The 23,570-nt window shown below is 47.9% G+C and carries 21 protein-coding genes; 8 read left to right on the top strand and 13 right to left on the bottom strand.

Translation table 11 applies throughout. From position 1 onward, the window contains the following. Positions 1-36: 36 nt before the first annotated feature. Together OSQ85_RS07330 and OSQ85_RS07325 are read right to left on the bottom strand one after the other, a co-directional pair. Complete coding sequence (locus OSQ85_RS07330) at positions 37-1,941, bottom strand: methyl-accepting chemotaxis protein (protein ID WP_265822198.1); 1,905 nt, start codon at positions 1,939-1,941, stop codon at positions 37-39. A 211-nt stretch (positions 1,942-2,152) separates the two neighbouring features. Then, complete coding sequence (locus OSQ85_RS07325; protein WP_265822197.1) at positions 2,153-3,259, bottom strand: RtcB family protein; 1,107 nt, start codon at positions 3,257-3,259, stop codon at positions 2,153-2,155. A gap of 66 nt (positions 3,260-3,325) precedes the next feature. On the opposite strand from OSQ85_RS07325, the gene OSQ85_RS07320 reads away from it, so the two are divergent. Together OSQ85_RS07320 and OSQ85_RS07315 are read left to right on the top strand one after the other, a co-directional pair. After that, positions 3,326-4,180 carry an NAD(P)-dependent oxidoreductase gene (locus OSQ85_RS07320; RefSeq protein WP_265822196.1) on the top strand — a complete coding sequence of 285 codons (855 nt, stop codon included), beginning with the start codon at positions 3,326-3,328 and terminating at the stop codon, positions 4,178-4,180. A 38-nt stretch (positions 4,181-4,218) separates the two neighbouring features. Then, the gene (locus OSQ85_RS07315) at positions 4,219-5,565 is read left to right on the top strand and encodes an HD-GYP domain-containing protein (RefSeq protein ID WP_265822195.1); all 1,347 of its coding nucleotides are present in this window, start codon (positions 4,219-4,221) and stop codon (positions 5,563-5,565) included. 8 nt (positions 5,566-5,573) lie between these two features. On the opposite strand, the gene OSQ85_RS07310 is transcribed toward OSQ85_RS07315, so the two are convergent. Further along, a complete protein-coding gene (locus OSQ85_RS07310) occupies positions 5,574-5,930 on the bottom strand; it encodes a hypothetical protein (protein ID WP_265822194.1) in 357 nt (118 codons plus the stop codon). A gap of 545 nt (positions 5,931-6,475) precedes the next feature. Between OSQ85_RS07310 and OSQ85_RS07305 the strand changes: the two genes are divergently transcribed. Next, positions 6,476-7,033 (top strand): HD domain-containing protein, encoded by a 558-nt coding sequence (locus tag OSQ85_RS07305; protein WP_265822193.1) that lies wholly within the window; start codon positions 6,476-6,478, stop codon positions 7,031-7,033. Positions 7,034-7,043: 10 nt separating this feature from the next. Here OSQ85_RS07305 and OSQ85_RS07300 read toward each other — a convergent pair whose 3' ends face one another. Then, positions 7,044-8,399: a TIGR04013 family B12-binding domain/radical SAM domain-containing protein gene (locus tag OSQ85_RS07300; protein WP_265822192.1), complete on the bottom strand. Its 1,356-nt coding sequence runs from the start codon at positions 8,397-8,399 to the stop codon at positions 7,044-7,046. 116 nt (positions 8,400-8,515) lie between these two features. On the opposite strand from OSQ85_RS07300, the gene OSQ85_RS07295 reads away from it, so the two are divergent. Together OSQ85_RS07295 and corA are read left to right on the top strand one after the other, a co-directional pair. Continuing rightward, the gene (locus tag OSQ85_RS07295; protein WP_265822191.1) at positions 8,516-9,880 is read left to right on the top strand and encodes an MFS transporter; all 1,365 of its coding nucleotides are present in this window, start codon (positions 8,516-8,518) and stop codon (positions 9,878-9,880) included. A gap of 16 nt (positions 9,881-9,896) precedes the next feature. Beyond that, positions 9,897-10,958, top strand: a complete 1,062-nt coding sequence (gene corA / locus OSQ85_RS07290; RefSeq protein ID WP_265822190.1) for a magnesium/cobalt transporter CorA — start codon at positions 9,897-9,899, stop codon at positions 10,956-10,958. Here corA and OSQ85_RS07285 read toward each other — a convergent pair. Beyond that, the gene (locus tag OSQ85_RS07285; RefSeq protein ID WP_265822189.1) at positions 10,955-11,755 is read right to left on the bottom strand and encodes a mechanosensitive ion channel family protein; all 801 of its coding nucleotides are present in this window, start codon (positions 11,753-11,755) and stop codon (positions 10,955-10,957) included. The two genes, corA and OSQ85_RS07285, sit on opposite strands and share 4 nt — an antisense overlap. Positions 11,756-11,873: 118 nt before the next feature. Here OSQ85_RS07285 and OSQ85_RS07280 point away from each other — a divergent pair, with 118 nt between their 5' ends. Beyond that, positions 11,874-12,482: a cyclase family protein gene (locus OSQ85_RS07280; protein WP_265822188.1), complete on the top strand. Its 609-nt coding sequence runs from the start codon at positions 11,874-11,876 to the stop codon at positions 12,480-12,482. Here the strand turns inward: OSQ85_RS07280 and OSQ85_RS07275 are convergent. The 6 genes from OSQ85_RS07275 to OSQ85_RS07250 all read right to left on the bottom strand — a co-directional run bounded on the left by OSQ85_RS07275 (position 12,476) and on the right by OSQ85_RS07250 (position 19,153). Then, entirely contained in the window at positions 12,476-12,910 is a 435-nt protein-coding gene (locus tag OSQ85_RS07275; RefSeq protein ID WP_265822187.1) for a macro domain-containing protein, read from the bottom strand. The genes OSQ85_RS07280 and OSQ85_RS07275 overlap by 7 nt on opposite strands. A gap of 1 nt (position 12,911) precedes the next feature. After that, the gene (locus OSQ85_RS07270) at positions 12,912-13,610 is read right to left on the bottom strand and encodes a glutamine amidotransferase (RefSeq protein ID WP_265822186.1); all 699 of its coding nucleotides are present in this window, start codon (positions 13,608-13,610) and stop codon (positions 12,912-12,914) included. Positions 13,611-13,799: 189 nt separating this feature from the next. Continuing rightward, positions 13,800-14,096, bottom strand: coding sequence for a hypothetical protein (locus OSQ85_RS07265; RefSeq protein ID WP_265822185.1), 297 nt, complete (start codon positions 14,094-14,096; stop codon positions 13,800-13,802). Further along, positions 14,087-15,757: a response regulator gene (locus tag OSQ85_RS07260; RefSeq protein WP_265822184.1), complete on the bottom strand. Its 1,671-nt coding sequence runs from the start codon at positions 15,755-15,757 to the stop codon at positions 14,087-14,089. Before OSQ85_RS07260 ends, OSQ85_RS07265 begins: the two co-directional genes overlap by 10 nt. 2 nt (positions 15,758-15,759) lie before the next feature. Next, positions 15,760-17,682 carry a methyl-accepting chemotaxis protein gene (locus OSQ85_RS07255; protein ID WP_265822183.1) on the bottom strand — a complete coding sequence of 641 codons (1,923 nt, stop codon included), beginning with the start codon at positions 17,680-17,682 and terminating at the stop codon, positions 15,760-15,762. A 223-nt stretch (positions 17,683-17,905) separates the two neighbouring features. Beyond that, a complete protein-coding gene (locus OSQ85_RS07250; protein ID WP_265822182.1) occupies positions 17,906-19,153 on the bottom strand; it encodes an EAL and HDOD domain-containing protein in 1,248 nt (415 codons plus the stop codon). A 333-nt stretch (positions 19,154-19,486) separates the two neighbouring features. Between OSQ85_RS07250 and trhA the strand changes: the two genes are divergently transcribed. Both trhA and OSQ85_RS07240 read left to right on the top strand, forming a co-directional pair. Then, positions 19,487-20,131: a PAQR family membrane homeostasis protein TrhA gene (gene trhA, locus OSQ85_RS07245; protein WP_265822181.1), complete on the top strand. Its 645-nt coding sequence runs from the start codon at positions 19,487-19,489 to the stop codon at positions 20,129-20,131. A 196-nt stretch (positions 20,132-20,327) separates the two neighbouring features. Continuing rightward, the gene (locus OSQ85_RS07240; protein ID WP_128465850.1) at positions 20,328-20,528 is read left to right on the top strand and encodes a cold-shock protein; all 201 of its coding nucleotides are present in this window, start codon (positions 20,328-20,330) and stop codon (positions 20,526-20,528) included. A gap of 935 nt (positions 20,529-21,463) precedes the next feature. On the opposite strand, the gene rbr is transcribed toward OSQ85_RS07240, so the two are convergent. Together rbr and OSQ85_RS07230 are read right to left on the bottom strand one after the other, a co-directional pair. Then, positions 21,464-22,060, bottom strand: a complete 597-nt coding sequence (gene rbr, locus OSQ85_RS07235; protein WP_265822180.1) for a rubrerythrin — start codon at positions 22,058-22,060, stop codon at positions 21,464-21,466. Between the two features lie 267 nt (positions 22,061-22,327). Further along, the gene (locus OSQ85_RS07230; RefSeq protein ID WP_265822179.1) at positions 22,328-23,569 is read right to left on the bottom strand and encodes a serine hydroxymethyltransferase; all 1,242 of its coding nucleotides are present in this window, start codon (positions 23,567-23,569) and stop codon (positions 22,328-22,330) included. Between the last annotated feature and the right edge of the window lies 1 nt (position 23,570).

Raw genomic sequence — 23,570 nt, 5'->3', positions numbered from 1 at the left:
CCTTGCGGAAGGCCTTTTCTGCTCCTGTTTCCGGAACTATATCCTGAACATTCTTACTGCGTTATGCAGGTCATCAGCCAGTCTGCTGAGCTTGGCCGTTGCGCTGCTTATTTCCATGAGTTCGTTTGTGTTGCTTTCAGATATTTTTCTTATTCTGGCAACAGTTTTGGCTATTTCATCCGTGGTTGCGGACTGCTGTTCCGCAGCAGTTGCGATCTGGGTTGCCATGTCCGATGTGGTGTTGGTGTTTTCGATGATTTCACCTATGGACATTTCCGCCCTGTTTGCCTGTTCAGTACCTGCCTGAGCGTGTTTAACGCCGCCCTCGACCTTACTTACCGCATCTTTAGCTGAGCCCTGAAGCCCGCCGATCATGGATGTTATCTCCTGAGTCGCTCTCTGAGTGCGCTCAGCAAGCTTGCGAACCTCATCCGCCACCACGGCGAAGCCGCGTCCGTGTTCTCCGGCTCTTGCCGCTTCTATGGCGGCGTTGAGTGCCAGAAGGTTTGTCTGGTCTGCTATGTCATTGATTACATTTACAATTTCGCTTATTTTGCCTGATGATTCACCTACAGATTCAATGACAACTGCGGATTCCTTTATAAAATCGGCTATCTCCGCCACTTTCTGCACTGTACCCATTACTGAGTCTTTGCTGTATTCGGCGCTTTTCAGCGTGTTGCCCGCCTGTTCCGCAGTGCTTGATGCGTTTTCGGCTATCTGCTGGATGGTCTGGTTCATCTCTTCAATGGCGGCGGCGAGCTCATTTGTGTCCCCCGTCTGGTTTCCGAGGCCATCGGAGATACCGGTGACGGCATGTGCGAGCTCTGAGCTTGAATCGGTCATGGTGGAGGCCAGATCATCCACCTGACGTATGATGTCCTGAATCCTCTGAATAAATCTGTTGAAAAGTCCGGCCACTGTGCCCAGTTCATCAGTGCGGGATTCATCCAGACGCTTGGAGAGATCCGCCTCTCCTTCTGCTATATCCTTAAGCCTTGTTATCAGCGTGTCTATGGGGCTCAGGAGTTTCTTGGTGAAGAAGAGGATAACAAGAACAGAGAGACCGGTGATAAAAAAGCCTGTGAAAACCTGTTTAAGGAGCTTTGAATGGAGATCTCCGAAAACATCCTCATTTGCTATGGCGGTGAATACATACCAGCCGAGTGAGGGAACTGCCGAACCGGAGAGGAGATAGTCCTGCCCGTCAGTGCGGAAAGATACAGTGCCCTCCCTGCTGTTTACAATGTTTTCTATGTTTCTGAGACCGGGGTCAAGGTCGGTTATTTTTTTCTTCAGCACATAGTCCTTGTTTTTGTGAACAAGTATTACTCCGTCCCTGTTGGTGATGAAAGTGAATCCGTTTTTGCCCGTGTTTCTGGAAAGTACGGAGCCGACTATGTCCGTCATGGTGACGTCAGATGCGAGCACGCCAGCAAACCTTCCGCCGGGGTGAACAGGCTTCATGAATGATATGATAAGTCTCCCGTCCTCAGCATCCGCATAGGGTTCAGTTGCGGAGACGGTGCTGCTGTTTTTTGCTCCCTGATACCATGGTCTCTTCCTTGGGTCATAATCTGCGGGGAGATTGATATGGGCGGAAGGCAGAAATTCGCCCGTGGCCTCAACACCCACATACATCAGGTCAAACGAATGTGAGTCGGAGACCAGCTTGAGGTCTTTTGTGAGAGTGTCAATGTCGCTGAGAGCGTACTCGCCCTTTTTACCGAGGTCTTCCGCGAAAACATCCAGCGCCTTCATCTTCGACTTTGACCATGCGTCCACATAAAGTGCTATTTCGTCTGATACTGCCTTCTGTGAACCGTTTATTATTCCTCTGGAGAGATCCTTTTTATCTCCGTAGGACTGTATGTTCAGGATGGCCGAACTGATAAGGAATACAGTCAGCGTGATAATAAACAGCTTAAGTTTGAGACTCATTGCTCCTCCTTGTGTTCTGCTGGTTTAAAGCTTGCAGACTTTCTAAATATGTATTTTGACAAGCAAGTGCAATGCCTTTTTTGCATTTGAAATGAAATTTGACATAAAATTAATGATAACTTAATGAAGTAAAAGAGAATTGTTTATTATGTAAATCTATAGTAAAACATATCAATAGACTTGTTTTATCTTAAATAATCGCTATAAAGCACTATCCTTTTACATTTATGAATGGTTTAGCCCTGTTTAACGTGTGTATAACAACCCCTTCCTGGAGTTCCATTACCCTGTTTATATCCTTATATGCCTGCGGTGCTTCCTCCAGACGTGCCTTGTCTGTGAATGCGGTTATTCCTTTCATGTCGCTGACGAAGCGGTCAAGAGAAAGGCACTTTGCTGCCTCTTTTCTGCCCAGTGTTCTGCCTGCTCCGTGGGAGGCGGAGGAAAGGAAACGTTCGTTGCCGAGCCCCTCCGTGATGAAAACTCCGTCGCGCATGTTGGCGGGAATAACTCCGTATCGGCCTTTATCGGCCTGAGTTGCGCCCTTGCGGTGGAGAACGCCGTCCCTGCGCACTTCCGCATGGTTGTGGTTTTCGTTTATGAAAAGCTTTACATTTTTTTTGCCTATGCCGAGGATTTTTTTCACAGTTTCAAGCATGGCAAGCCTGTTTGCGAGGGCATATTCCAGCATGAAGCGCATATCCGCCAGATAAGCCCTGCCTGTGTCCCGCGTGAGATCCAGAAACCCTTCGGGGAGGCTTTTATCCTCCGTTTTTGACAGCCTCATGTAATAACCGCCTACAGAGTGACCGGGGTTGCGGGAGCCGCTGTGGAGAGTTACCGTGAGCATTCCGTCCCTGTCCTCCCCTATCTCTATGAAGTGGTTGCCGCTCCCCAGAGTGCCTAACTGGTGAAAGAGTTTTTCGTTCACCTGTTTGTCCAGATCCCTGTTTGATGAGGCGGAGCGGAATTTTTCATATTCCTCCGGGTGCTTATGAGCGTCAAATCCGCTGGGTATTTTTGATGTTATTTCACGGAATATTTTTTCAGCGGAGGGTTTTATCTCCTGTGCGGGTATGTCGGTCAGTATGCAGCACATTCCGCAGCCTATGTCATACCCGACGGCGGAAGGGGAGATTATCCCTTTGTCCAGAAGCGCAACCCCGCCTATAGGCAGGTGGTAGCCCTGATGAACATCCGGCATCACAGCCAGCTTACGCACGAAAGAGTAGTCTAAAAAGTTAAGAATCTGCTTCATTGCCCCGCCGTCTATCTCTTCCGCCGGGATAAGGAGCTCCAGTCTGTTATCTTGCTTCATACGGGTCATGGATGTATTATGTTAAAAATGATGCCCGTTGCAACGGGTTTTAACGCGGAGGGGAATATGAAGGTCGGGTTCATAGGAATGGGCAACCTCGGAAAAGCCATGGCGGGCAGGCTGATAGAGCAGGGATTTGAGCTTGTGGTCTGGAACAGGACTCTCGGAAAATGCGAGGGGCTTAAGGCTGAGATTGCCGAATCTCCCGCTGCCGTGGTTTCCGCTGCGGATGTGATTGTGCTTAATCTGTTTGACACGGCGGCTGTTCTGGACGTACTCTGGATGGAGAACGGAATACTTTCCGCTGATATTGAAGGCAAACTTATAATAGATACGACAACAAACCATTTCGGCGATGTTTTCCAGCTTTATGATGAGGTGGAATCCATGGGCGGAATGTACCTTGAGGCTCCAGTTCTGGGGAGCACTGTCCCTGCCTCGAAGGGACTTCTGGTGGTGCTTGCTTCCGGTTCCGCCTTAGCTCTTGAAAAAGCGCGCCCTGTGCTTGATGCCATAGGCAGGAAGACCTGCTGGCTTGAGAAGGAGGGGGCAGCCTCAAAGGTCAAGGTAATAAATAACATGCTTCTCGGTGTTTTCTGCGCCTCCATAGCCGAAGCAGCGGCTCTGGGAGAAAAGGCAGGGATAAACAAGGCGGAGCTTCTGGAAATTCTCGCTGAGGGTGCGGGAAAATCCCTTGTGATGGATGCTAAAAAAGACAAAATAATAAAAGGTGACTTCTCAGCCCAGTTCAGCGGAGCCTGCATATTCAAGGATATGGGGTATCTTCAGGCTCTGGCGCATGAACTGCAGACTCCTTTATACACAGGCTCCCTTGTTAAGGAGCTTTTCGGTGAGATGTTCCGCAAGGGGATAGCCGATGAGGATTTTTCCGCTGTGTATAAAGTTTTCAGCGGAGAGTGAGAGATTTTACCTAATTTAATTTGAAGCAGCGGTGTACAATGGAAATAACGAATATTCAGACAGCAGAAGGCGCTTACAGAAGGAAGATGATGGACTCGTATGTGATTTCACGCCTTGACTTAATAATGGGCTTATCCCGCGTTGTGGACTTGGTTAACCCGTTAATAAACGGGCATCATCAGCGTGTGGCTTATATAGCGGGGGTTCTCGCCCGTGAGTGCGGCCTGTCTGAATATGAGGTTCAGGATATAGTGGCTGCTTCTGCTCTGCATGACATAGGCGTTGTTGCCGAAAAGGAGTTCAGGGAGCTCGCAAACCCTGAATTTACAGGGCATGAGTACGGCCACGGCTATATCGGCCATCTATTGTTTAAAGACACGGATAAGTTTGGCAGCATAGCTCAGATGATCCGCTACCATCATGAAAAATGGAACCACGGCAAGGCCGCCCGTGACTTGGGCTCCGCACTGCCGGAGGGTGCATTCATAATTCATCTGGCTGACAGGGTGGACATACTCACCGACAGGAATAAAAGCGCCCTTGAGCAGAAGGCGGCTGTCCTTGATAAAATCTCCTCCATGAAAGGGCGGTGGTTCAAGCCTTCGCATGTGGATGCCTTCATGCATCTGGCAGAAAAGGAATCCTTCTGGTTTAACCTTGAGGAGCCGGACAAATACAGGCTTCTCAAGAGAGACTACCATTTCAATACACTCATTCTCAAACCAGCGGAGATACTGGAAATCTCCAAACTGATAAGCCGTATAATAGATTTCAGGTGCAGCTTCACATCCACTCATTCCGCCGGAGTTGCCAGAACAGCCTCTCTCCTTGCTGAAATATTCGGTATGGGCTCAGAGGAAGTGCAAAATATGGAAGTGGCTGGCTATCTGCATGATCTTGGCAAGCTTGCTGTTCTGCCTGACGTGCTGTACAAAAACGGCTCTCTGAACATCAGCGAGCAGAGGATGATCAAAAAGCATACCTACTACACCTACTTTGCCCTCAACTGCTTTGAGATATTTGACAATATCAAAGAGTGGGCTTCCTTCCACCATGAAACTCTGGACGGAAACGGCTATCCCTTCCATGTTAAAGGGGACAGGCTTGATCTGGGCTGCCGGATAATGGCTGTCGCGGATATTTTTACCGCCCTCACGGAGGACAGGCCGTACAGAGCGGGAATGGATAAGGAAGGGGTGATTTCGGTTCTGGATGAACTTGTTTCAAAAAACAAGATAGATGCCCGCGTGGTTGCCGCGCTTAAGGATAACTACACAGCGGTTAACTCCGAAAGGGAGAAGGCGCAGGCTGCCGCTGCCGTGTCTTTCAGCGAGTTTATCAGCAGTGTGAAAGGCAGAGGGATTGAGCTCTTTCTGGAAGAATAAAAACTCTGTCAGTTTCCGCTGAACTCAACTGAGAAGAGCGGCTTGTCATCCGGAAATTTTTCAAGCACTTTTTCGCCGTATTCATTCATGATCTCAGCAAGGGCTCTGTCCGCCCACTGGTTTTCGGGTATTTTATGTGTTGCCACATAAATATCACGGCAGACAGTGGTGAAATAATCCAGACGGTTGCTGGTCCAGCACTCGATTCCCAGAATGTCAATTCCGCAAACCTTTGCATTATCAAGAAGTTTTCTTATATTATCCGCATCGAAGAACGGAGTCTCAGGCTCATGGTCCGTAAAACGGAAATGAATACCCTCAAGCAGTTCATTATGCAGTTCGGTGGTCATTTTTTTAAAAGTCATTGCTGTCAAACCTGAAATATTAATAGAATGATGTTCTGATTTATAATGAGACTATACAGGTAAAAAAGAGACCTGTCAAGCATTTGTTAAGCATTTCCGCTCTGAACAGATGCACTCCGCTTTTCTGCGCGCCTTTCAGATGTTTATTCTATAAAATATATTAAACTTCGGGTTAAACACAGCATCGGATGAATAAACCTGCTGCTCCTCTCCGCAATGCTGTTATTTGATTAGCTGCCTTATCTTTTCTGATTTTTTTTGTATTCAGCCTGCACATTCATAACCATAAGTCACTACAGGGTTTTATGCTGTTTCGCATTTTGGCTCGGTGTTCTGGTAAGTCACATTTGTTAATAAGCTGAAAATAAATGTTGATCGTTGATAAATAGAATGGTATCCAATCTGTGTTATCAGTATTTCTTATAAGCGTGTTTACTCTTTTTGATAGGTTTTCGCTTATTGATAACAAATGCTGATGCAGTGTTGCCGAAAACTCCGTTAGGGTTTAAAATCTGTCTTATTAATATAATAATGAGGCAGAATTTATGGAACTGAACAGAGAACAGGCCTACATGCTTCTGAGCGAGTACACCAAGTCGGATTCGCTTTTGAAGCATGCTTTGTCGGTGGAGCAGGCCATGAGGGCTTATGCCCGCAAATCCGGCGCTGATGAAGAAAAATGGGGCATTACGGGGCTGATTCATGATTTTGATTATGAACTGTTCCCCTCACTTGAGGAACACCCGTATAAAGGCTGTGCCATTCTCAGGGAAAAAGGCTGGCCTGAGGACATCATCAGAGCTGTGATGAGCCATGGGGAACACACGGGGATAACCCGCGAAACACCGATGGAGAAAACGCTTTTTGCAGTGGACGAGCTCTGCGGCTTTCTCCTTGCCTGTGCTTATGTCCGCCCTGACAGAAAGATTGCTAATGTAGAAATAAAGAGTGTTAAGAAAAAGCTGAAAGACAAAAGCTTCGCAAGGGCAGTGAACAGGGAAGATATTGCCAAAGGTATGGAGGAGCTTGGGATTGATGCCGATGAGCACATAGGCTTTGTCATCGGGGCGCTTTCAGAGATTTCAGACGAACTTGGACTTTAATAGATTATAATTATATATGGCTACACCTCTGGAGGGGCGGCGCAGGGTAGTTATCGGACCCGGTGACCGCCCTTTCCGCGTCTTTGGTTTCGGCAAATATTTTTCTGAAACGGGCAAGCCGGTTCGATTTTTCCATCTGCGCCTTCCATGAGCCGTACTGGATTCCGTAACCTGCAAGCTTTTCAAGCATCTGTACAGTTTTCGGTGATACTGTCACGGGGGGCAGGTGGCCGAACGGAGTACCCGCCAGAGGCATGAACGTGTGGCTGTGTACCTTAGCACCCATCGAGCAGAGCTCAGTCATAAAGCGTATGCTCTCCTCCTCATCCTCCTCTGTTTCACCGGGCAGGCCGAACATGAAATCCACATTGGCGGCGAAGCCTTTTTTCAGTATGATCCCCACCGCTTTTCTCACATCATCCACAGTGTGGTTGCGTCCTATATGGCGCATCAGTCTGTCGCTTCCGGTCTGCGCGCCTATAACTATGTTGTCGTTTGAGGCGTAGGCGGCAAGGAGCTCCATGGATTCATCAGTTACTGAGGTGGGGAAGACCTCGGAGGGGAAGGAACCGAAATGCACATTGCTTGTTCCGGCGCATTTTCTTATATCTTTCAGGAATTTCTCAATGAACGGCACATCCGGTCTGCCCACGTCATTACTGCCGTATGAGAGGCAGTCCGGCGTGATGAACCGCAGATCCTTCACACCGAGGGAGACGAGCCTTTCAGAATAGTCCAGCACCTTCTCAGGTGATCTGTGACGATAGTGCGCACCCTGAATATAGCTGGTCTGGCAGTATCTGCATGCCACGGGGCAGCCTCTGGTTATCTCTATGTAGCTGAACTTGGTCAGCCTGACGGGGAAGGGGGGATAGTCATCAAGGTGCACAGCTTCCGCGCGCCCTTTTGATATGAGTTTTCCGTTCTCCAGTCTGCAAACGCCTTTTATCCCGCATGGGTCGCTTCCGTTTATGAGTGCTTTTATCATGGCGGGGAATGCGTACTCTCCTTCGCCTTTGACTACAAAGTCAAATCCGCATCCCAGCGTTTCCTCCGCTGAGCCGCTGGGGTGTGCGCCGCCCGCTATGTAAACCGGGGGGAGCGGAAGAGCATCCAGATTTTTCTTAAGAAACAGAAGCTCCTTCACAGTGTCCAGAAAGTGGAGCGTGGTGAATGAAAAGCATATGACAGGCAGAAGCCCTTCGCCTGATGCCTGCGCTGCGCTGCGAAGCAGATCCTCACTGTTCCACATGACAGACGGCTCAAGCTCCGCTGTTTCGGGGCAGACCTGTAATGCTCCGGTCAGTGCGGCTATGCTGTTTTTATTAAACTTGTGGGAAAGGATGAAAATCTTAATTTTTCTCATAAATGTGCACGGATAAGAAAAATAGCTTTTTCTCCGTCCGTTGGCAAAAGAAAAATGCGCAGGTGATCTTTGCCGCCTGTTAGGTTATAATTTAAAATCTCAGAAAGGAGAATGAATTGAACTCAGAACACAGAAAATACACTCTTTTTGCAGTAATGTCAGGCTACTTCCTCACGGGGTTTATGGGGAGCGCAATGGTGGTTGCCGTTCCCGTTATAGCGCTTAATCTTCAGATGAGCGTCACAATGACCGGCTGGGTGATCTCCGGCTTCGTGCTGGCAAGTGCGATACTCCTCATGCCTGCGGGCAGATTTGCTGATTACAAGGGCTATCCGGTGGTTTTTAAGGCGGGTATGGCCTCATTTGCGGTTACAACTATGGCCTGCGGGTTTGCGCCGACGGGTGAGCTTCTTATTGTTTTCCGGTTTCTTCAGGGTGCGGCTTCCGCACTGATATACTGCAGCGGCATGGCGCTTGTTTCCTGTGTTTATCCGCCGGAGGAGCGCGGACGCGCCATAGGCTGGGTTACTTTTACTGTTTATACCGGGCTTTCCATAGGCCCTGTCATAGGCGGTTTTCTCAACGAGTTTTACGGCTGGCGGAGCATCCTGCACCTGACATGGGTTATGGCGGCTCTTGTCTCTCTCTATTCATTCACGGTGCTTAAGCCTGTGAGGGGGCGTGAGGGGAAAGTGAGCGACTATACAGGAATGGCTCTGTTCATGCTGATGGTGCTTCTGATATTCGGCGGGCTTTCCGTGCCGGATGCGAGGGGATATTCCGCCTTCGGCCTTGGGCTTATTGTTATGATTGTGATGACTTACTATGAATACAGACAGAAGGATCCGCTTATCAACGTCCGCCTGTTCTTCGGCAACCGCACCTTCGGCTTTGCCAACAGTGCGTCCATGCTGAACTACTGCGCCACTTCCGGAGTGCTGTTTCTGGTCAGCATGGAGCTGCAGCTTAACTACGGCCTCACTTCGGAAAAAGCCGGAATGGTTATGCTGGCTCAGCCTCTGGCCATGGCGGCTGTTACCCCTTTTGCAGGGAGAATGTCAGACAGGTCAAACCCGAAGACCCTTGCCTTCGGCGGAATGCTGATTATCGCTTTTGTACTAGGTGCTATGGCTTTTATGACGGGCAGGGCGGAGCTTTATCAGATTGCGCTTATGCTGTTTATTCTGGGTGTGGGGCTCGGAATATTCTCCACGCCGAACAACACCGTGATCATGAACTCGGTGGAGAAGAAGGACTACGGCTTTGCCGCATCCACCCTTTCCACTATGCGCCTCATGGGGCAGACATTCAGCATAGCGGCATCTGTCATACTGCTTAATATGTTTGCCGGCTCCGCCAAGCTTGAAACCATGAGCGAGGAGGGGCTTATCACTGCTCTGAGGGCATCGTTCGTGCTGTTTGCGCTGATATGCGCCGCGGGTGCTGTTATGTCCCTGGCGGGAAGAAACACTTCTAAATAGCCGGAGGTTTTTAAGGATGCTGAGATTTTTCAAAACACCTGAAAAAAGGCTGGGTGCTGCGCCCGGAACCCTGCATGAGGAAACGGCAGATTACGGTTTTTCCGCCGCATGCACCAGCTACAGTGAGGATGTAATAGAGCATGCCTCCTGTGACACTGCGGAGGCATGTATAGCTGCCATAAGCAGGGAGGACACCATAAACTGGCTGAACGTTACAGGGCATGCCACCCATGATGTTCTGCGGGAGCTGGGAAGGAAACTGGATGTGCATGACCTTGTTCTGGAGGATATTCAGAACGGATCTCAGCCCCTTAAGTTCGAGGAATATGACAATTTCGTGTTTATAATCGTTAAGTCTCTGGTTTATAACCACAATAAAGAGAGCTTCACCATTGCGGATACGAAGATAATTGTGGGCGAAAACTATATAATCACATTCAGCGCTGAGCCCGTGCCCATGTATCTCAAGCTTTTTAAGAGGCTTTCGCAGAAGAATACCAAACTGCGCAAAATGGGGCTGCCTTACTTCCTTTTTGCGCTGCTGGATGCCCTGAGTGACGGAAGCTATGAAACCCTCAACCGTATAATAGACACTGTGGAGGAGATGGAAGAGGTTGTTCAGGAAAACTTTCAGGAGTTTGATATAGCAGAGATTTACCGCATAAAGCAGCTTATGGGACACGCCAAACGCTCTCTCTGGCGGTATATGGAGATAATAAACAGCATAAAGGTAAGCGACTATCTGGATATTCCGGATGAGGTGATGCCTTACTACAAGGATCTGGAGGATCACTACAAGCACATGCGGGACATAGTGGAATCGGTGCATTCCGCTGCCACGGATATGTTCAATCTCTATGTTTCCCTTAACGGGCAGCAGATGAATGAGGTCATTAAAGTGCTTACGGTATTTTCCGCTATATTCATTCCTCTGACCTTCATTGCAGGGGTCTACGGCATGAACTTTCAGTACATGCCGGAGCTTGCCAAGCCGTGGGGCTACCCGGCTGTGCTTGGGCTTATGGCCTGTGTTGTCTGCGCCATGGTGATATATGTCCGGCGTAAACGGTGGTTTTAGGCCTGCTCTTTCAGCTTGGTGAGGTAAAGGCGGATGATAGCCTGCTCTATCCTCCCTTTTCTGCGTGAAGGTACGGGAACACGGACAAGGAGGTTCACTGTTTCCCTGTCAGGAAATTCTATGGAGACTCTAGGTTCAACGGAGGGAACCTCAAGACCTGCCCGTGTGCTCACTTCCGTCATGTATTTCACTGCACTTCCGAGGTATTCTGTGCATACCTCGTTGGCAGCATCCAGAATTATCTTCTCGGTTTTTTCCAGATCATCCTCTCTTTTCAGGGGAATGCTGAAAATATGGAGCATGAATTCATCCAGATAGGTTTCATTTATTACCGGATAGCTCATGAAAAGGCTGTTGGGGAGGTTCACTGTCCGCCCTGTGTACTGGTGGGTTGAGCTTATTTCCAGCAGGGTTGTGCCTATGAGGTTTACATCTATAACGTCACCCCTCAGTCCGTTGATCTCTATCCTGTCTGCTACCCTGAACGGCTGGGTGATGCCCCTGATTATTCCGGCGAGAAAACAGAGGAGTATCTCCTTTGTGGCAATGACCAGCGCCACGGCTATGGCGGCGAGGGATATTGCCATGTCCCTTATGTGGGAAAGCCAGATTATGCTGACAATAAGGATCACAGTGAGGAAAAACATATTCCGTGTGGTTACCAGCACACGCCTTTTCGCGTCCGCATTGGGGAAGTTGTGCTTCTGCACATAACGGAGAAAAATTATGCGTGAAATTATGGCTACGGCTATTACAAGTACAGTGCCTACCACACGCCACATTATTTCCTGCTGCATATCGAAAAAACCTCTTTACGTTCTGACTGCTTCAAGTATAAAGCAGTTTATCCGGAAATAAAACTAATGGAGCATCCCTGCGGAAAATGCAAGGACTTTATAATAAGGAAGTGAAAATATGAAATACACTGATCTCACTTATACAATTACCGAAAACATGCCTGTTTACCCCGGAACCGAAAAGCCTGTTCTTGAAAAGCTTGAGATTGACGGATACCGGGAAACTCTTTTTCATATGTTCTCCCATACGGGAACCCACATGGACGCTCCGTACCATGTTTTTAAGGATGGCAGGAAGCTTGAGGATTACTCCATTGAGGAGTTTACAGGCAGAGCCGCAGTGATAGACATTCCGCAGGGCACAAAGACCATTGAGCCGGAAATGCTTAAATCCGCCGAAGGCTTTGAGTTTGTCCTGCTCCGCACCGGCTGGGGCAGTAAATGGGGCAGGGATGAATATTTTGATGGTTTTCCCGTTCTTTCCCTGAAAGCTGCGGAGTATCTGACCGGGCTCAGGCTGAAAGGGATAGGGCTTGACTGCATTTCGGTAGATGAGGTCGGGATGAACGAACTTCCTGTTCACAGGGTTATTCTGGGGAGCGGAATGCTGATAATAGAAAACCTTGCCTGTCTGGAAATGCTGCCCGCTGAGGTGACTTTCACCGCGCTGCCGCTGAAATACGCCGATTCAGACGGGTGCAGCGTGAGGGCTTTCGCCTCCTACTGAGCCTCTTTTTCCGTGATAATGAATCTGTCGTCAAAATATTTTTCAAGGACGGGGAGCACATCGGCCTTTTTCAGCCCGCCTTTGCCGCAGCCGGGAAGGGGGATGGTGATGCGCTCTATGCCCCGTTTGTCAACCTGTTCCAGAAGCTGTGCTGCGGAGCGTTCCACAAGCCTGAGCTCTGCGTATGAGAGCCATGTCTCCTCAACGGGGAAGCTGAACACCATGCTGCCTAAGTAATGTACGCTGTTCCCATTTTCCGTGAGGAGCCTGCCCAGTTCTGACACAATATCGGGAAGCTTCGCCGCCACCTCTCTGGCATTACCCCTGCCCATGTTCGCCGTGCCGTCCTTCTTAACCGTTCCGTTGGTGGTTACGGCTATCCAGCTTTTCCCGGCAAGCTCCGTCAGGTCGTCTCTGCTGAAAAGCATTTCAGTCTCCGGAATACATTTCCATGAAAGCGGCCAGCAGGGCGTTCGCCTCCGGTGTTTCGGCTATCAGCTCCATGATTTTTTCAGGTTCTTTCAGCCTGTGCTTCTGGTGCTCGGCATACTGCTCCATTATGAAGGAGTCAAACTCAGGGTGGAACTGAACCCCCCATGTGTTTTTGCCGTATCTGAAAGCGTGTATCGGTTCGTAGCCGTTTCCGGCAAGGACAACGCATCCCTCCGGCAGTTTCATTACCGACTGGGTATGGGTCGCATGGGCTATGAATTTTTTCGGGAGTGTTTTGAAGAGGGGGTCTTTCCTGCCCGCATCGGTGAGTTCCACCTCCACAGTGCCTATTTCGGGGCCGAAAGGATGGTTGTCCACCCTGCCGCCCAATGAATGAGCAAGAAGCTGATGACCGTAGCAGATGCCCAGCACGGGAACCTCTTTCACGGCAGCTTCTTTCAGCCAGACTGCGGTTCTTTCGCTCCATGGGTGAAGGTCGGTGACCATCTCATGTGCGCCGGAGACAACTACGCCTTCGTACTGCGAAGGATCGGGGAGTGCGTCCCCTTTTTGTACATCTATTACTTTTACCTGCTTCCTGAATGCTCCCATGAAACGGATTATCCAGTCGGCAAAGCCGCCGTAATTATCTTCAAGTTCTTTGAGAGTGCTTCCCATTTTCAGTACAAGGAACATCCTTACCTCTTAACAAATGTGTTCTTGGGCTAAGAATATACCTTGGTGAGGCAGTGTTCAAGAGTAATTAAGGGAGCTAAGCTTCGGCAACATATTCAGACGCAGCGGTATATGTTTGTGAAATGGCTGTCCTGCCTGTTTGGTGAGGCTGTATTTCTGCCTCAGTGGGCGGGGTGATTATCAGCTAAATCAGCCCCGAAGTTTTTTCACGCCGAAAATCTGCACAAGGCTGAGTTCCTCCATGAGATCAATGAGCCTGTCATCGCCCACGTACATGGTTATATGGATGCCGTCCACGTTTACAAGCTTCATCAGGTAGCCGATTACGGAGGAGGTCATGGAGAGCGAGTCGCCTATTATGAAGCTGATGCTGTCTGCGCCTCTGTCAACAAGAGCCTGAACTGTCTCCTTGATGGTCATGTAGTTTTCGAGGGTCTTGATGTTGCCTTTTATTTCGATCTGTCTGTCGTGAACATTTATTTCCATACGCATTCTCCGCGGATTGTTTTATAGATTCTGACTTTATTCCCTTTTTCATTAAAGTAAATATCATCCACAGCGGAAGTCACCATTTTTATTCCGTTTCCGCCGAAAAAGGCCTTTCTGCTTCTGCGTTTTTTGCGGAAGTCAAAGCCGTGTCCGTTGTCGCTCACTTCTGCGCAGAAAACAAGGGAACCGCCCCTGTTCTCAACACGGGTTCTTATTTTTATAAATTTATCCGGTGTCGGCTTTGCCTTCTTGAGGCATTCGTCATACACGCCTTCTGTTATGAGCTTTGTTTTCTCTTCAAGTTCAATTTCCAGGCAGCCGTGCTCAAAGGCATTCATGACAAGTTCCGTCAGAACCCCCGTCATGGAAGCTGCGTCATCGTCCGAGAGGCCATCCCTCCTGAGCTTTTCCTCCACTCCGTTTATGTAGACCATAACGTCATGAAAGTCGGGGTTTACGGATATTTCCTCCGCATAGCCGCCCACGGATGAATTTATGTATATAAAGGTTATATCGTCCTCATAGCTGGTGACTGTACTGTCGAGAAATGTACGCATGTGCATAAAGGGCGGATTGTCCTTTATGAGATCATACAGCATTTCCTTGTGTTCTGCTGTACTTATAAATGTATTTTCCAGAAGTCCGTCAGTGAAAACCGCAAGGGAAAGCATGCCTGCTGTATTTTCCCTGCCTATGTTAAAGCTTTCGGTGGAGGACATAAGCGGGGGGTTATTGCTTTTTAGCTTTTTAAGCCCGTCAGGCATGGAGACAGAGAGGGAAGGCACGGAAAACAGCGCATATTCCATCTCTTCGAACCCGCTGCTTATTCTCAGAAAAGCGCAGCTTACTATCTCCTCCTCAAGCAGAACCTTTTTCACATATTCCAGGTATCTGCTTATGAGAGTGGAGAGCCCTGAACCGTTGCGTTCGTTGAAGCGGTCTATTATGTGGTTTATGAAAGCTATGCTCATGAATGTGGTTACGGATGCGGAGAGTCCTTTTCCCATAGAGTCTATGAGAAAAACAAATATGCTTCCGTCAGAAAGTCTTCTCACCGAATATCCGTCACCGCTGAGCGTGTCCAGAGGCTTGTAGAAGGTGTTCACGAAATACGGGTTGCCGGCGTTTTCCAGCATCATACCCTGAAAGTCGTTTTTGATCAGGTTAAGCTGCTTTTCGAAGGCGTTTTTTTCCTGAAGGGAGTGGTAGCGCTCCTTAAACCTGAGAAGTTCGAGGTCTTTTCTGCGGCTTTCATGCTCAAGCTTTTTGACAAGCACCTTCTGAAAAGAATCCTCAAGGGCACGGCGGATTGTTTTTCTTGTGATCGGTTTGGGCAGAAAGTGGGTTATGCCGCTGTTGAGCGCGCTTATAACCACATCGCTCTCGTTGTGCCCGGTTACGAGAACCACAGGGGTGTCTGGCTTCTCCTCCAGAATTTCTCTGGCAAGCTCAAGCCCGGTCATCTGCGGCATGTCATGGTCGGTGAAAACCACGTCTATCTCACGGCGGCGGAACAGTTCCAGACCTTCCAGACCGTCGGCGGCGGTAAAAACCCTGCCCACCATCTGTTCCAGAACCAGTTCCATTGTGCGTCTGTTGACGGAGTTATCCTCCACCACCAGAACATTAAGCTTATCGAGCAGTCCGCCCAGTGTCATTTCTAAACCTTAAATCTTTTCAGCACTGCAAGAAGACTTCCGGATTTTTCCGAGAGCATTCTGGCAACCTCCTCAACATTTTCACCGGAATATTTGTTCTCGGTGGAAAGTGAGGTGAGCCTCTGCACTATCTCTATCATCTCCTTGGTTTTTGTGGCGATGATTGTATTCATCTTCACCACTTCGGAGGAAACGGACACTGTGTCGCCCAGTTTGCTGCCTGTGGCGTTTGCCTCGCTTATCAGCTCTTTGGAATCGTCTGCGACTGTGACTATTTTTTCTGATATATCGCTTATCTGTCTGTTGGAGTTTTCAACCCCGTTGGTTATCATCCCTATAATGCGGTTGATCTCCACAAGTGATGTCTGTGTACGTTCGGCAAGCTTGCGCACTTCGTCCGCAACAACGGCGAAGCCGCGTCCGTGTTCGCCCGCTCTTGCAGCCTCAATGGAGGCGTTCAGCGCTAGAAGGTTTGTCTGGTCGGCTATATCGCTGATGATGGAGAGAACCTGACGTATCTGAGCCGCCTGTTCAGTAAGGTTTTCCATGTCTTTTGCGAGGGATGCCTGACGCGCGCTTTCGCTGATGATGGTGCTGACAACATTATTAAGATTCGCAACAAACTTGTTGAGCATGTTGCGGCTGTCTTCCAGAACTTCTGTGGTGCTGATGGCAAGCTCCTCTGTTTTGTCGAGGTTGGAGGCGATGTTGTTCACTATTACGCTGTTTTCCTCAGCGAGGCTTGTCATTTCCTGAATATTGCTGTAGAGGGATTCGGAAGTGGAGGAAAGCTCCTCGCTTGCGCTTGCTGTTTCGTTTGCGCTGTCCAGAGAGGTGATTACAGTGTTCTGCACTTTTTCTATGAATGCATCTATGTTGTCCGAAACAAGCTCAAACTCATCGCCGCTTCTGTAGCTTACTCTTCTGGTCAGGTCGCCGTCACCCACAGCTAGGTCTTCCGTTGTGGCTATCACTTCCTTAAGCGGTTTGATAATCGCTACAAAGAGGATAACAAGCACAACTGAGGCGATGAAGAGGAACCACACAATGGTGTAGAAAAACTGCTGAGAGGAAACCTTTTTTGCGCTTGATATAGCTTCGTTTATATCACGAAGGGGCACAGCCGCCGCAAAGTGGCCTATTGCGCTTTCTCCGTCATTTTTGATCTCTTTGGTGATTACGAAGAAGCTGTCTGTGACAGTGTAGGGCTTGCCAGAAGAAAATTCCGCTTTGCGCAGTTCTTCCGCAAGTGCGGGGTCGCCGTTGTATGCAATTGTATAACCGCCGAGCTTTTCACCCTTAGCGGCTGATGAGTTCAGCAGGATGAGGGTTGACACGCCCATATCGGTTTTCATTTCCTTGGCTATTATGTCCGCGTTAACGGAAAGCTGGAGTGCGCCCACATATCTGCCGGAGTTATCGGTTATGGGAGCCGCACCCTTGATACAGACACCGTCGGCAGAATCCTCGACTCCGCTGAAAGGTGATTTTGACTGCTCGGCCTTTTTCAGCACATAGCCCGGTTCAGGTGAACCTGATGCGAAGCCTGCGTATGTGAAGGTGCTGAGGCCCTCGTTCACCACAAGGATCTTAATGCCTTCAAAGTGGCTGTTTTTTTCAAGGCGATAGTGTATTTTCCCTATGTATTCCGCGGCGTATTCATTGTCGCGCATACTGAGGGAGTTCATTATCTCTGAATTTGTGGAGAGAACAATGGCATTGGTCAGCACTGTTTCCGCGGCAGATTCTGCGGTATGCTGGAGAAAACGGCCGATCTCCTCCACTTTGGAATTCATAACGTCTTCTTTAACTTTGTTCAGCCCCATTATGGAGTAAACAGAATAAACTATAGCCGCTGTTGCAACAATTCCTGCAAGAGGGATAAGAAATTTCATGAAAAGTGACAGCTTTCTTACTTTAGGCATAATAAAACCCCCGCGCACTAAAACAAAATATTATAACTCAGGATTCAAACACTTCAGATAGAAATTTAACAGTTTTTAGAATAACTTTATGCGCGATCCGTGTCAAGTCCGTAACTGGCGAAAAGCTCATGATAAAAATTATTTGTGGCTAAACCAGAATGCTCGTATAACACTATTTTATGAACCGGAACGCTCATAACGCTGCAAAAGTTTTAATGAACTATTAACAGCCGTGAAGCACCTGCTGCTCCGCGACCCATTCAAAACTGGCGTATTTGATTTCGCTTACATCGTTAACGGAGAGTTTCATCTGTTTCAGCAGATCACCGTTAACAGCAACCGAACGATCGTCAGACGTTTCTATAAGCCGTAGCAGGCTCCCCAGTCTGCCTTCCCTTTTTTCTATCGCATCTTTTATGTTCCCTTCAATATTCAGTGAGTTCATCAGTTCAGAGGAGGAAATGCCGAAAATCACATCAAGCATGGATATGAGCCCTGTGAAGTATGCATCACCGGCTATGCCGGAGCCTTCTCCGTATACTCTGGAGGCGAGCAGCTCCATCGCCCTTGCCCGCAGGAGAACGGTTTCCAGCAGCGGGCTCCGTCTGCTGTCTTTATTTTTGGAGGCGTAAAGCATTATTATCAGCCATTTCTGAAGCTGCTGCCGTCCCAGAAGGCTTATTGCGTGACGTATGGAGCGCACTTCAGAACGGATAAAGAATGAGGAGGAGTTTATCAGCTTAAGCAGTTTCAGGCTGAATTCCGGCTGGAGCTTGAACTCGGTTTCTATTTTATCAAGGGAACTGTCGCTCCCAAGGAGGTTGAGCAGCTTGAGTATGGATATTTTAGACGGTTCGATTGATGATTTGGATACAATGTTCGGACGGGCGAAATAATAGCCCTGAAACAGTTCGAAACCGACATCCAGAGCCATTAAATAAGATTCCTGAGTTTCCACTTTTTCGGCAAGGAGCGTTGCCGGATATTTTTTCAGTTCCCGTGTCTTGTAGCGTATGTCTTTCTCTTCCGAGAGGGCAAAGTCTACCTTGATGTAGTCAACCATGGGGAAAAGCGGAGCAAACATAAGCATGTACTCGTCCGAAAAAAACATATCGTCCAGAGCAAAGCGGTAGCCCTTTTCCTTGTATTTTTTTATCCTTTCCACGAGAGCTTTGGAAACAACGGTGTTTTCTATGATCTCAAAGACAAGCTTCTCCGGCGGAAGAACATCCAGTATGTCCTGCATAAGCATGTTTTCGTTTATGTTGATGAATCCGTCTTTTCCGCCGAGCAGTTTTTCCAGCCCGAAGTTCTGAACCATGTTCACCAGAACCCTTGCCGTTGCGCATGTATTGTCAGTTATAACGGCTGATGTCTCACCGGGATTACGGAAGAGGAGTTCATAGCCGTGGGTGAACCCGTCTCTGGTGAGAATCGGCTGACGGCCGAGTATCAGTTCTTCATAATTCATCAACAGAATCCTTTGGTTTGTGTTTTATAATTTAGAATATAGTAATGCACTGCAAATCCCGAAAGATGAATTTGATTATTTTGATAAAATATTCTGCCTCATCCGGCAGCCTGCCGCTTTGCGTCTTTTTATCCGGTATAGGGGTTTATTATAACAACAAAGTTGACTGTTTATCAATGATATAATTCAGATGTTTTGTGTGGGAATATAGCGTATTAATGAGCTTATGATTATTTAATTATCGGATAACGAGTTATTTAATAATAAGTTGACAAACTAAAGTATTGCAGTTTTGTGCCGCATGGCATATTCATTTAATGAAAGGAGATTTCTATGCGGATAAAAGATCCAGTAAGCGGTTTTTCTCATCTGGCCGGGGCTGTAATGTCCGTTGCTGCGCTCAGCGTTCTTGTCGTGCTTGCATCTATGAATGCAACCGCATGGCATATTGTATCTTTCTCTATTTACGGATCTGCAATGTTCCTCCTTTACGCTGCCAGCGCCGCGTATCACCTTATTCCGCTGAACGAAAAGGGTACACGTATTCTCAAAAAGCTGGATCATGTTATGATCTTTATGATGATAGCCGGGACATACACTCCTTTCTGCCTTGTTCCTCTCAGGGGCGGCTGGGGATGGAGCATTTTCGGCATAGTCTGGGGCTTTGCCGTTGTCGGGATTTTCTTCAAGCTTTTTTATATCCATGCGCCAAGGTTCCTTTCCACCAGTATTTACCTTGCCATGGGCTGGATAAGTATAGTAGCTATATACCCCATAGTTAAGAACGTTCCTGCCGGAGGAGTGGTATGGCTTGCGGCGGGCGGGTTGCTTTACAGCGTTGGTGCGGTGATTTATGCCCTCAAAAAACCTAACCCGTGGCCGGGTGTGTTCGGGTTCCATGAAATATGGCATATCTTTGTTCTTGCTGGAAGTTTCTGCCATTTTATGGTAATGCTTTTATACATCCTCAACCTTTAACTTTAAAATTATTTTTTAAAATTGCAAAAAAATGATTCTTTTTTTTGTAAATTCGGGTATTATACAATCAGAGCAAAGAGTACAGTTTAGTTACCAGACGAGCACGAGTCGAGTATAATCACCGATTATCTAAGGCAAGTTGAACTGGAAGTTTCAAAACTGTAGTTCTTTTACTACTTTTAACAGGAGACTATTCATGCAAGAAGGAACTGTAAAATGGTTCAATGAGACTAAGGGCTACGGCTTCATAGCCAAAGATGACGGTGATGACATTTTCGTACACGTAAGCGCAATCGCAAAAGCGGGCTTCAAAACCCTTGAAGAAGGCGAAAGAGTTAAATTCGATGTAGAAAAAACTCCCAAAGGTCTTGCTGCTGTTAACGTTGTTACTGCGTAAGCTTTAGGAAACAATAACAGAATTATGAAGCCCGTCCGGTTATCCGGACGGGCTTTTTTTGTGCTCTCTTTCAGTTCGGTTTTATATCCGGCAGGTTTTCTGAAATCCCCCTCATTCCCCCTTTAAGAAAGGGGGAAGTTCTTGGCTTCAAGGCCTTTTATTTCGTCAAAGAAAATTATATATGAGGTTGATGCTCCCATCACACAAGATTGTTCAGGATGACTTTTTCCCCATCATTCTGAAGGCGCAGCCTGATGCGGCAGTCTAACAATACCGAGAGATTGCTTCACCCTTCGCGGGTTCACAATGACATCCCAAGCTTAAGGTGCTTAAAATATAATTATGATTATATAAAAAACGGATATGAACAGTTCCACGGATGGAACTGCGCCGTTTGATGTTATCAAATCGTCACTGCGAGGAAGGCGCAGCCTGACGCGGCAGTCTCACAATACCGAGAGATTGCTTCACCCTTTGCGGATTCGCAATGACATCCCAAGCTTAAGGTGCTTAAAATATAATTATGATTATATAAAAATCGTACACAAACATTCCCATGGAAGGGAATGCGCCGTGCGCAGCGAAGCCTTGCTATGCAAGGCGCGAGCGTGTACATCAAACTGACAGGATGTGCAGTTTGATGTTATCAAATAAGAGATTGCTTCACCCTTCGCGGGTTCGCAATGACATCCCAAGCTTAAGGTGTTTAAAATATAATTATGATTATATAAAAAACGGATGTGAACATTCCCATGGAAGGGAATGCGCCGTGCGTAGCGAAGCCTTGCTATGCAAGGTGCGAGCGTGTATCTCAAATTTCCATGGATGGAAATTTGGGATTATAAAGAGAAGACATGCGCCGTGCGTAGCGAAGACGTGCCTGCACGGCGCGAGCGGTTTAAGTAATTTCCACGGATGGAAATTACGATCATTAATTAGAAGTTTTCAACCAGAAGTTCGAAGTGTTCCTGTTTGTGTGCGCATGTGGGGCAAACGCCGGGAGCTTCAAAACCTTCGTGTATGTGTCCGCACACAAGGCATTTCCATTTAACGGTAACGTCTCTTTTGAAGACCATGCCGTTTGCGAGGCTGTCAGCGAGTTTGCGGTATCTGTTTTCGTGGTGGGCTTCAATAGCCGCAATGCGTGTGAAGAGTGAAGAAACCTGAGGGAAGCCTTCTTCTTTGGCTATCTGAGCGAATTTGGGGTAAAGGATTTCCCATTCTTCATGTTCGCCGTCAGCGGCATAGATAAGGTTATCCTTGGTGCTTTTATAACAGACAGGGTAGTCAGCGTTTACGTTTACCATAACGGGCGCTGAATCGCCGAGGCCTTCAAGGGCGTAGTCGAAGAATCTTTTGGCGTGCACTCTTTCGTTGTCTGCTGTTTCAAGGAAAATGTTCTCGATCTGGCGGAAGCCGTCTTTTCTGGCCTGAGCCGCGTACATAGTGTATCTGCCTCTGGCCTGTGATTCTCCGGCGAAAGCTTTCATGAGGTTTTCAAGGGTTTCTGTTCCTTTGAGAGTTTTTGACATTTCGTATGCCTCCTTTTATTTTTCAGTTCATTTAATATTACTTCAATTATGTTTCTGAAAAAAGCATAATTGCAAATATAGTCGATAAAAAATATTAGTTAATAATTTTTATTAAGTCAAGCAGGAAATATAAGAAATTTAAACATGTTTGTTATTCTGTTCTATTTGTATGGAATTTAAGGGAAAAGTCAACGAAAAGCGCGATTTATCCCGCCCGGCTAAAAACCGGGCGGGCAGCGGTATAAAACAAGAAGGTTGTAATTATTCTCAGTCAAGTCCCGGTGGGGGGAACTTGCTGCACAGCTCCTTGACATCCTTCGCCGTTTTGGCGAGGAATTCTTCGTTCTGCCAGTTATCTATAACTGCGCTGATGAACTCGGCAGTTTTTCTTGTTTCTTCTTCCTTAAACCCTCTGGAGGTTACGGCAGCGAGGCCGAGCCTGATTCCGCTGGGGTCAAAGGGCTTTCTTTTGTCATAGGGAACAGAGTTGCAGTTGAGAACTATGCCTGCATCATCAAGGGCTTTTGCCGCCTGTTTTCCTGTGATGTTTTTATTGGTGAGGTCAATGAGCAGGAGGTGGTTGTCTGTTCCGCCCGTTACAAGCTGGAAGCCTTTTGCAAGGAGTGTTTCAGCCATAACCTTAGCATTTTTGACTATCTGGTGGCCGTAGTCTTTAAATTCCGGAGCCATAGCCTCTTTAAGGGCAACTGCGATAGCTGCTGTGGTGTGGTTGTGGGGCCCGCCCTGTATTCCGGGGAAAACGGCTTTGTCGATAGCCGCTTTGTGCTGCTCTTTACAGAGGATCATGCCGCCTCTGGGGCCTCTGAGGGTTTTATGGGTGGTTGTGGTAACAACATCCGCATAGGGGACGGGGCTGGGGTGTGCGCCCGCTGCCACGAGACCTGCGAAGTGCGCCATATCAACAAAGAGGATTGCGCCGACTTCATCCGCAATTTCACGGAATTTTTTGAAGTCAAGCTGGCGGGGGTATGCGGAGTGACCGGCTATTATCATTTTGGGCTTGCTTTCAAGGGCAAGCTTTCTGATTGTATCGTAGTTGAGGAGTCCCGTTTCCTGATCGAGTTCGTAGGAAACTATATTAAAATATTTTCCGGTGATGCTTACGGGGGAGCCGTGTGTGAGGTGTCCGCCGTGGGGGAGAGCCATACCCATTACTGTGTCGCCGGGTTTTACGAAGGCAAGGTAAACGGCAAGGTTCGCGGGTGAGCCTGAGTAGGGCTGAACATTTGCGTGATCGGCGCCGAAAAGCTCTTTCGCTCTTTCGATAGCGAGTTCTTCGATGGGGTCGATAAACTGCTGCCCTTCATAGTAACGTTTGCCGGGGTAGCCTTCTGAGTACTTGTTGGTGAGTACGGTTCCCGAAGCCTCAAGCACAGCACGGGTAACGTAGTTTTCGGAAGCTATAAGACGTATTTTGTCTATCTGCCTCTGCTCTTCTTTGATGATGAGATCGTAAATCGCTGGGTCAAAGTTTTTGAGATTCTGCATT

Source organism: Geovibrio ferrireducens (genome assembly GCF_026226615.1).
GTDB lineage: Bacteria > Chrysiogenota > Deferribacteres > Deferribacterales > Geovibrionaceae > Geovibrio > Geovibrio ferrireducens.
This window is presented reverse-complemented; position numbering and strand designations above follow the sequence as displayed.

Coding starts and splice junctions, on each gene's coding strand:
- OSQ85_RS07280 (WP_265822188.1), top strand. CDS start 11,874: ATGAAATACACTGATCTCACTTATACAATTACCGAAAACATGCCTGTT.
- OSQ85_RS07270 (WP_265822186.1), bottom strand. CDS start 13,610: ATGTTCCTTGTACTGAAAATGGGAAGCACTCTCAAAGAACTTGAAGAT.
- OSQ85_RS07240 (WP_128465850.1), top strand. CDS start 20,328: ATGCAAGAAGGAACTGTAAAATGGTTCAATGAGACTAAGGGCTACGGC.
- OSQ85_RS07330 (WP_265822198.1), bottom strand. CDS start 1,941: ATGAGTCTCAAACTTAAGCTGTTTATTATCACGCTGACTGTATTCCTT.
- OSQ85_RS07230 (WP_265822179.1), bottom strand. CDS start 23,569: ATGCAGAATCTCAAAAACTTTGACCCAGCGATTTACGATCTCATCATC.
- OSQ85_RS07320 (WP_265822196.1), top strand. CDS start 3,326: ATGAAGGTCGGGTTCATAGGAATGGGCAACCTCGGAAAAGCCATGGCG.
- trhA (WP_265822181.1), top strand. CDS start 19,487: ATGCGGATAAAAGATCCAGTAAGCGGTTTTTCTCATCTGGCCGGGGCT.
- OSQ85_RS07255 (WP_265822183.1), bottom strand. CDS start 17,682: ATGCCTAAAGTAAGAAAGCTGTCACTTTTCATGAAATTTCTTATCCCT.
- OSQ85_RS07315 (WP_265822195.1), top strand. CDS start 4,219: ATGGAAATAACGAATATTCAGACAGCAGAAGGCGCTTACAGAAGGAAG.
- OSQ85_RS07285 (WP_265822189.1), bottom strand. CDS start 11,755: ATGCAGCAGGAAATAATGTGGCGTGTGGTAGGCACTGTACTTGTAATA.
- OSQ85_RS07325 (WP_265822197.1), bottom strand. CDS start 3,259: ATGAAGCAAGATAACAGACTGGAGCTCCTTATCCCGGCGGAAGAGATA.
- OSQ85_RS07300 (WP_265822192.1), bottom strand. CDS start 8,399: ATGAGAAAAATTAAGATTTTCATCCTTTCCCACAAGTTTAATAAAAAC.
- OSQ85_RS07305 (WP_265822193.1), top strand. CDS start 6,476: ATGGAACTGAACAGAGAACAGGCCTACATGCTTCTGAGCGAGTACACC.
- OSQ85_RS07310 (WP_265822194.1), bottom strand. CDS start 5,930: ATGACTTTTAAAAAAATGACCACCGAACTGCATAATGAACTGCTTGAG.
- OSQ85_RS07260 (WP_265822184.1), bottom strand. CDS start 15,757: ATGACACTGGGCGGACTGCTCGATAAGCTTAATGTTCTGGTGGTGGAG.
- corA (WP_265822190.1), top strand. CDS start 9,897: ATGCTGAGATTTTTCAAAACACCTGAAAAAAGGCTGGGTGCTGCGCCC.
- rbr (WP_265822180.1), bottom strand. CDS start 22,060: ATGTCAAAAACTCTCAAAGGAACAGAAACCCTTGAAAACCTCATGAAA.
- OSQ85_RS07250 (WP_265822182.1), bottom strand. CDS start 19,153: ATGAATTATGAAGAACTGATACTCGGCCGTCAGCCGATTCTCACCAGA.
- OSQ85_RS07265 (WP_265822185.1), bottom strand. CDS start 14,096: ATGGAAATAAATGTTCACGACAGACAGATCGAAATAAAAGGCAACATC.
- OSQ85_RS07275 (WP_265822187.1), bottom strand. CDS start 12,910: ATGCTTTTCAGCAGAGACGACCTGACGGAGCTTGCCGGGAAAAGCTGG.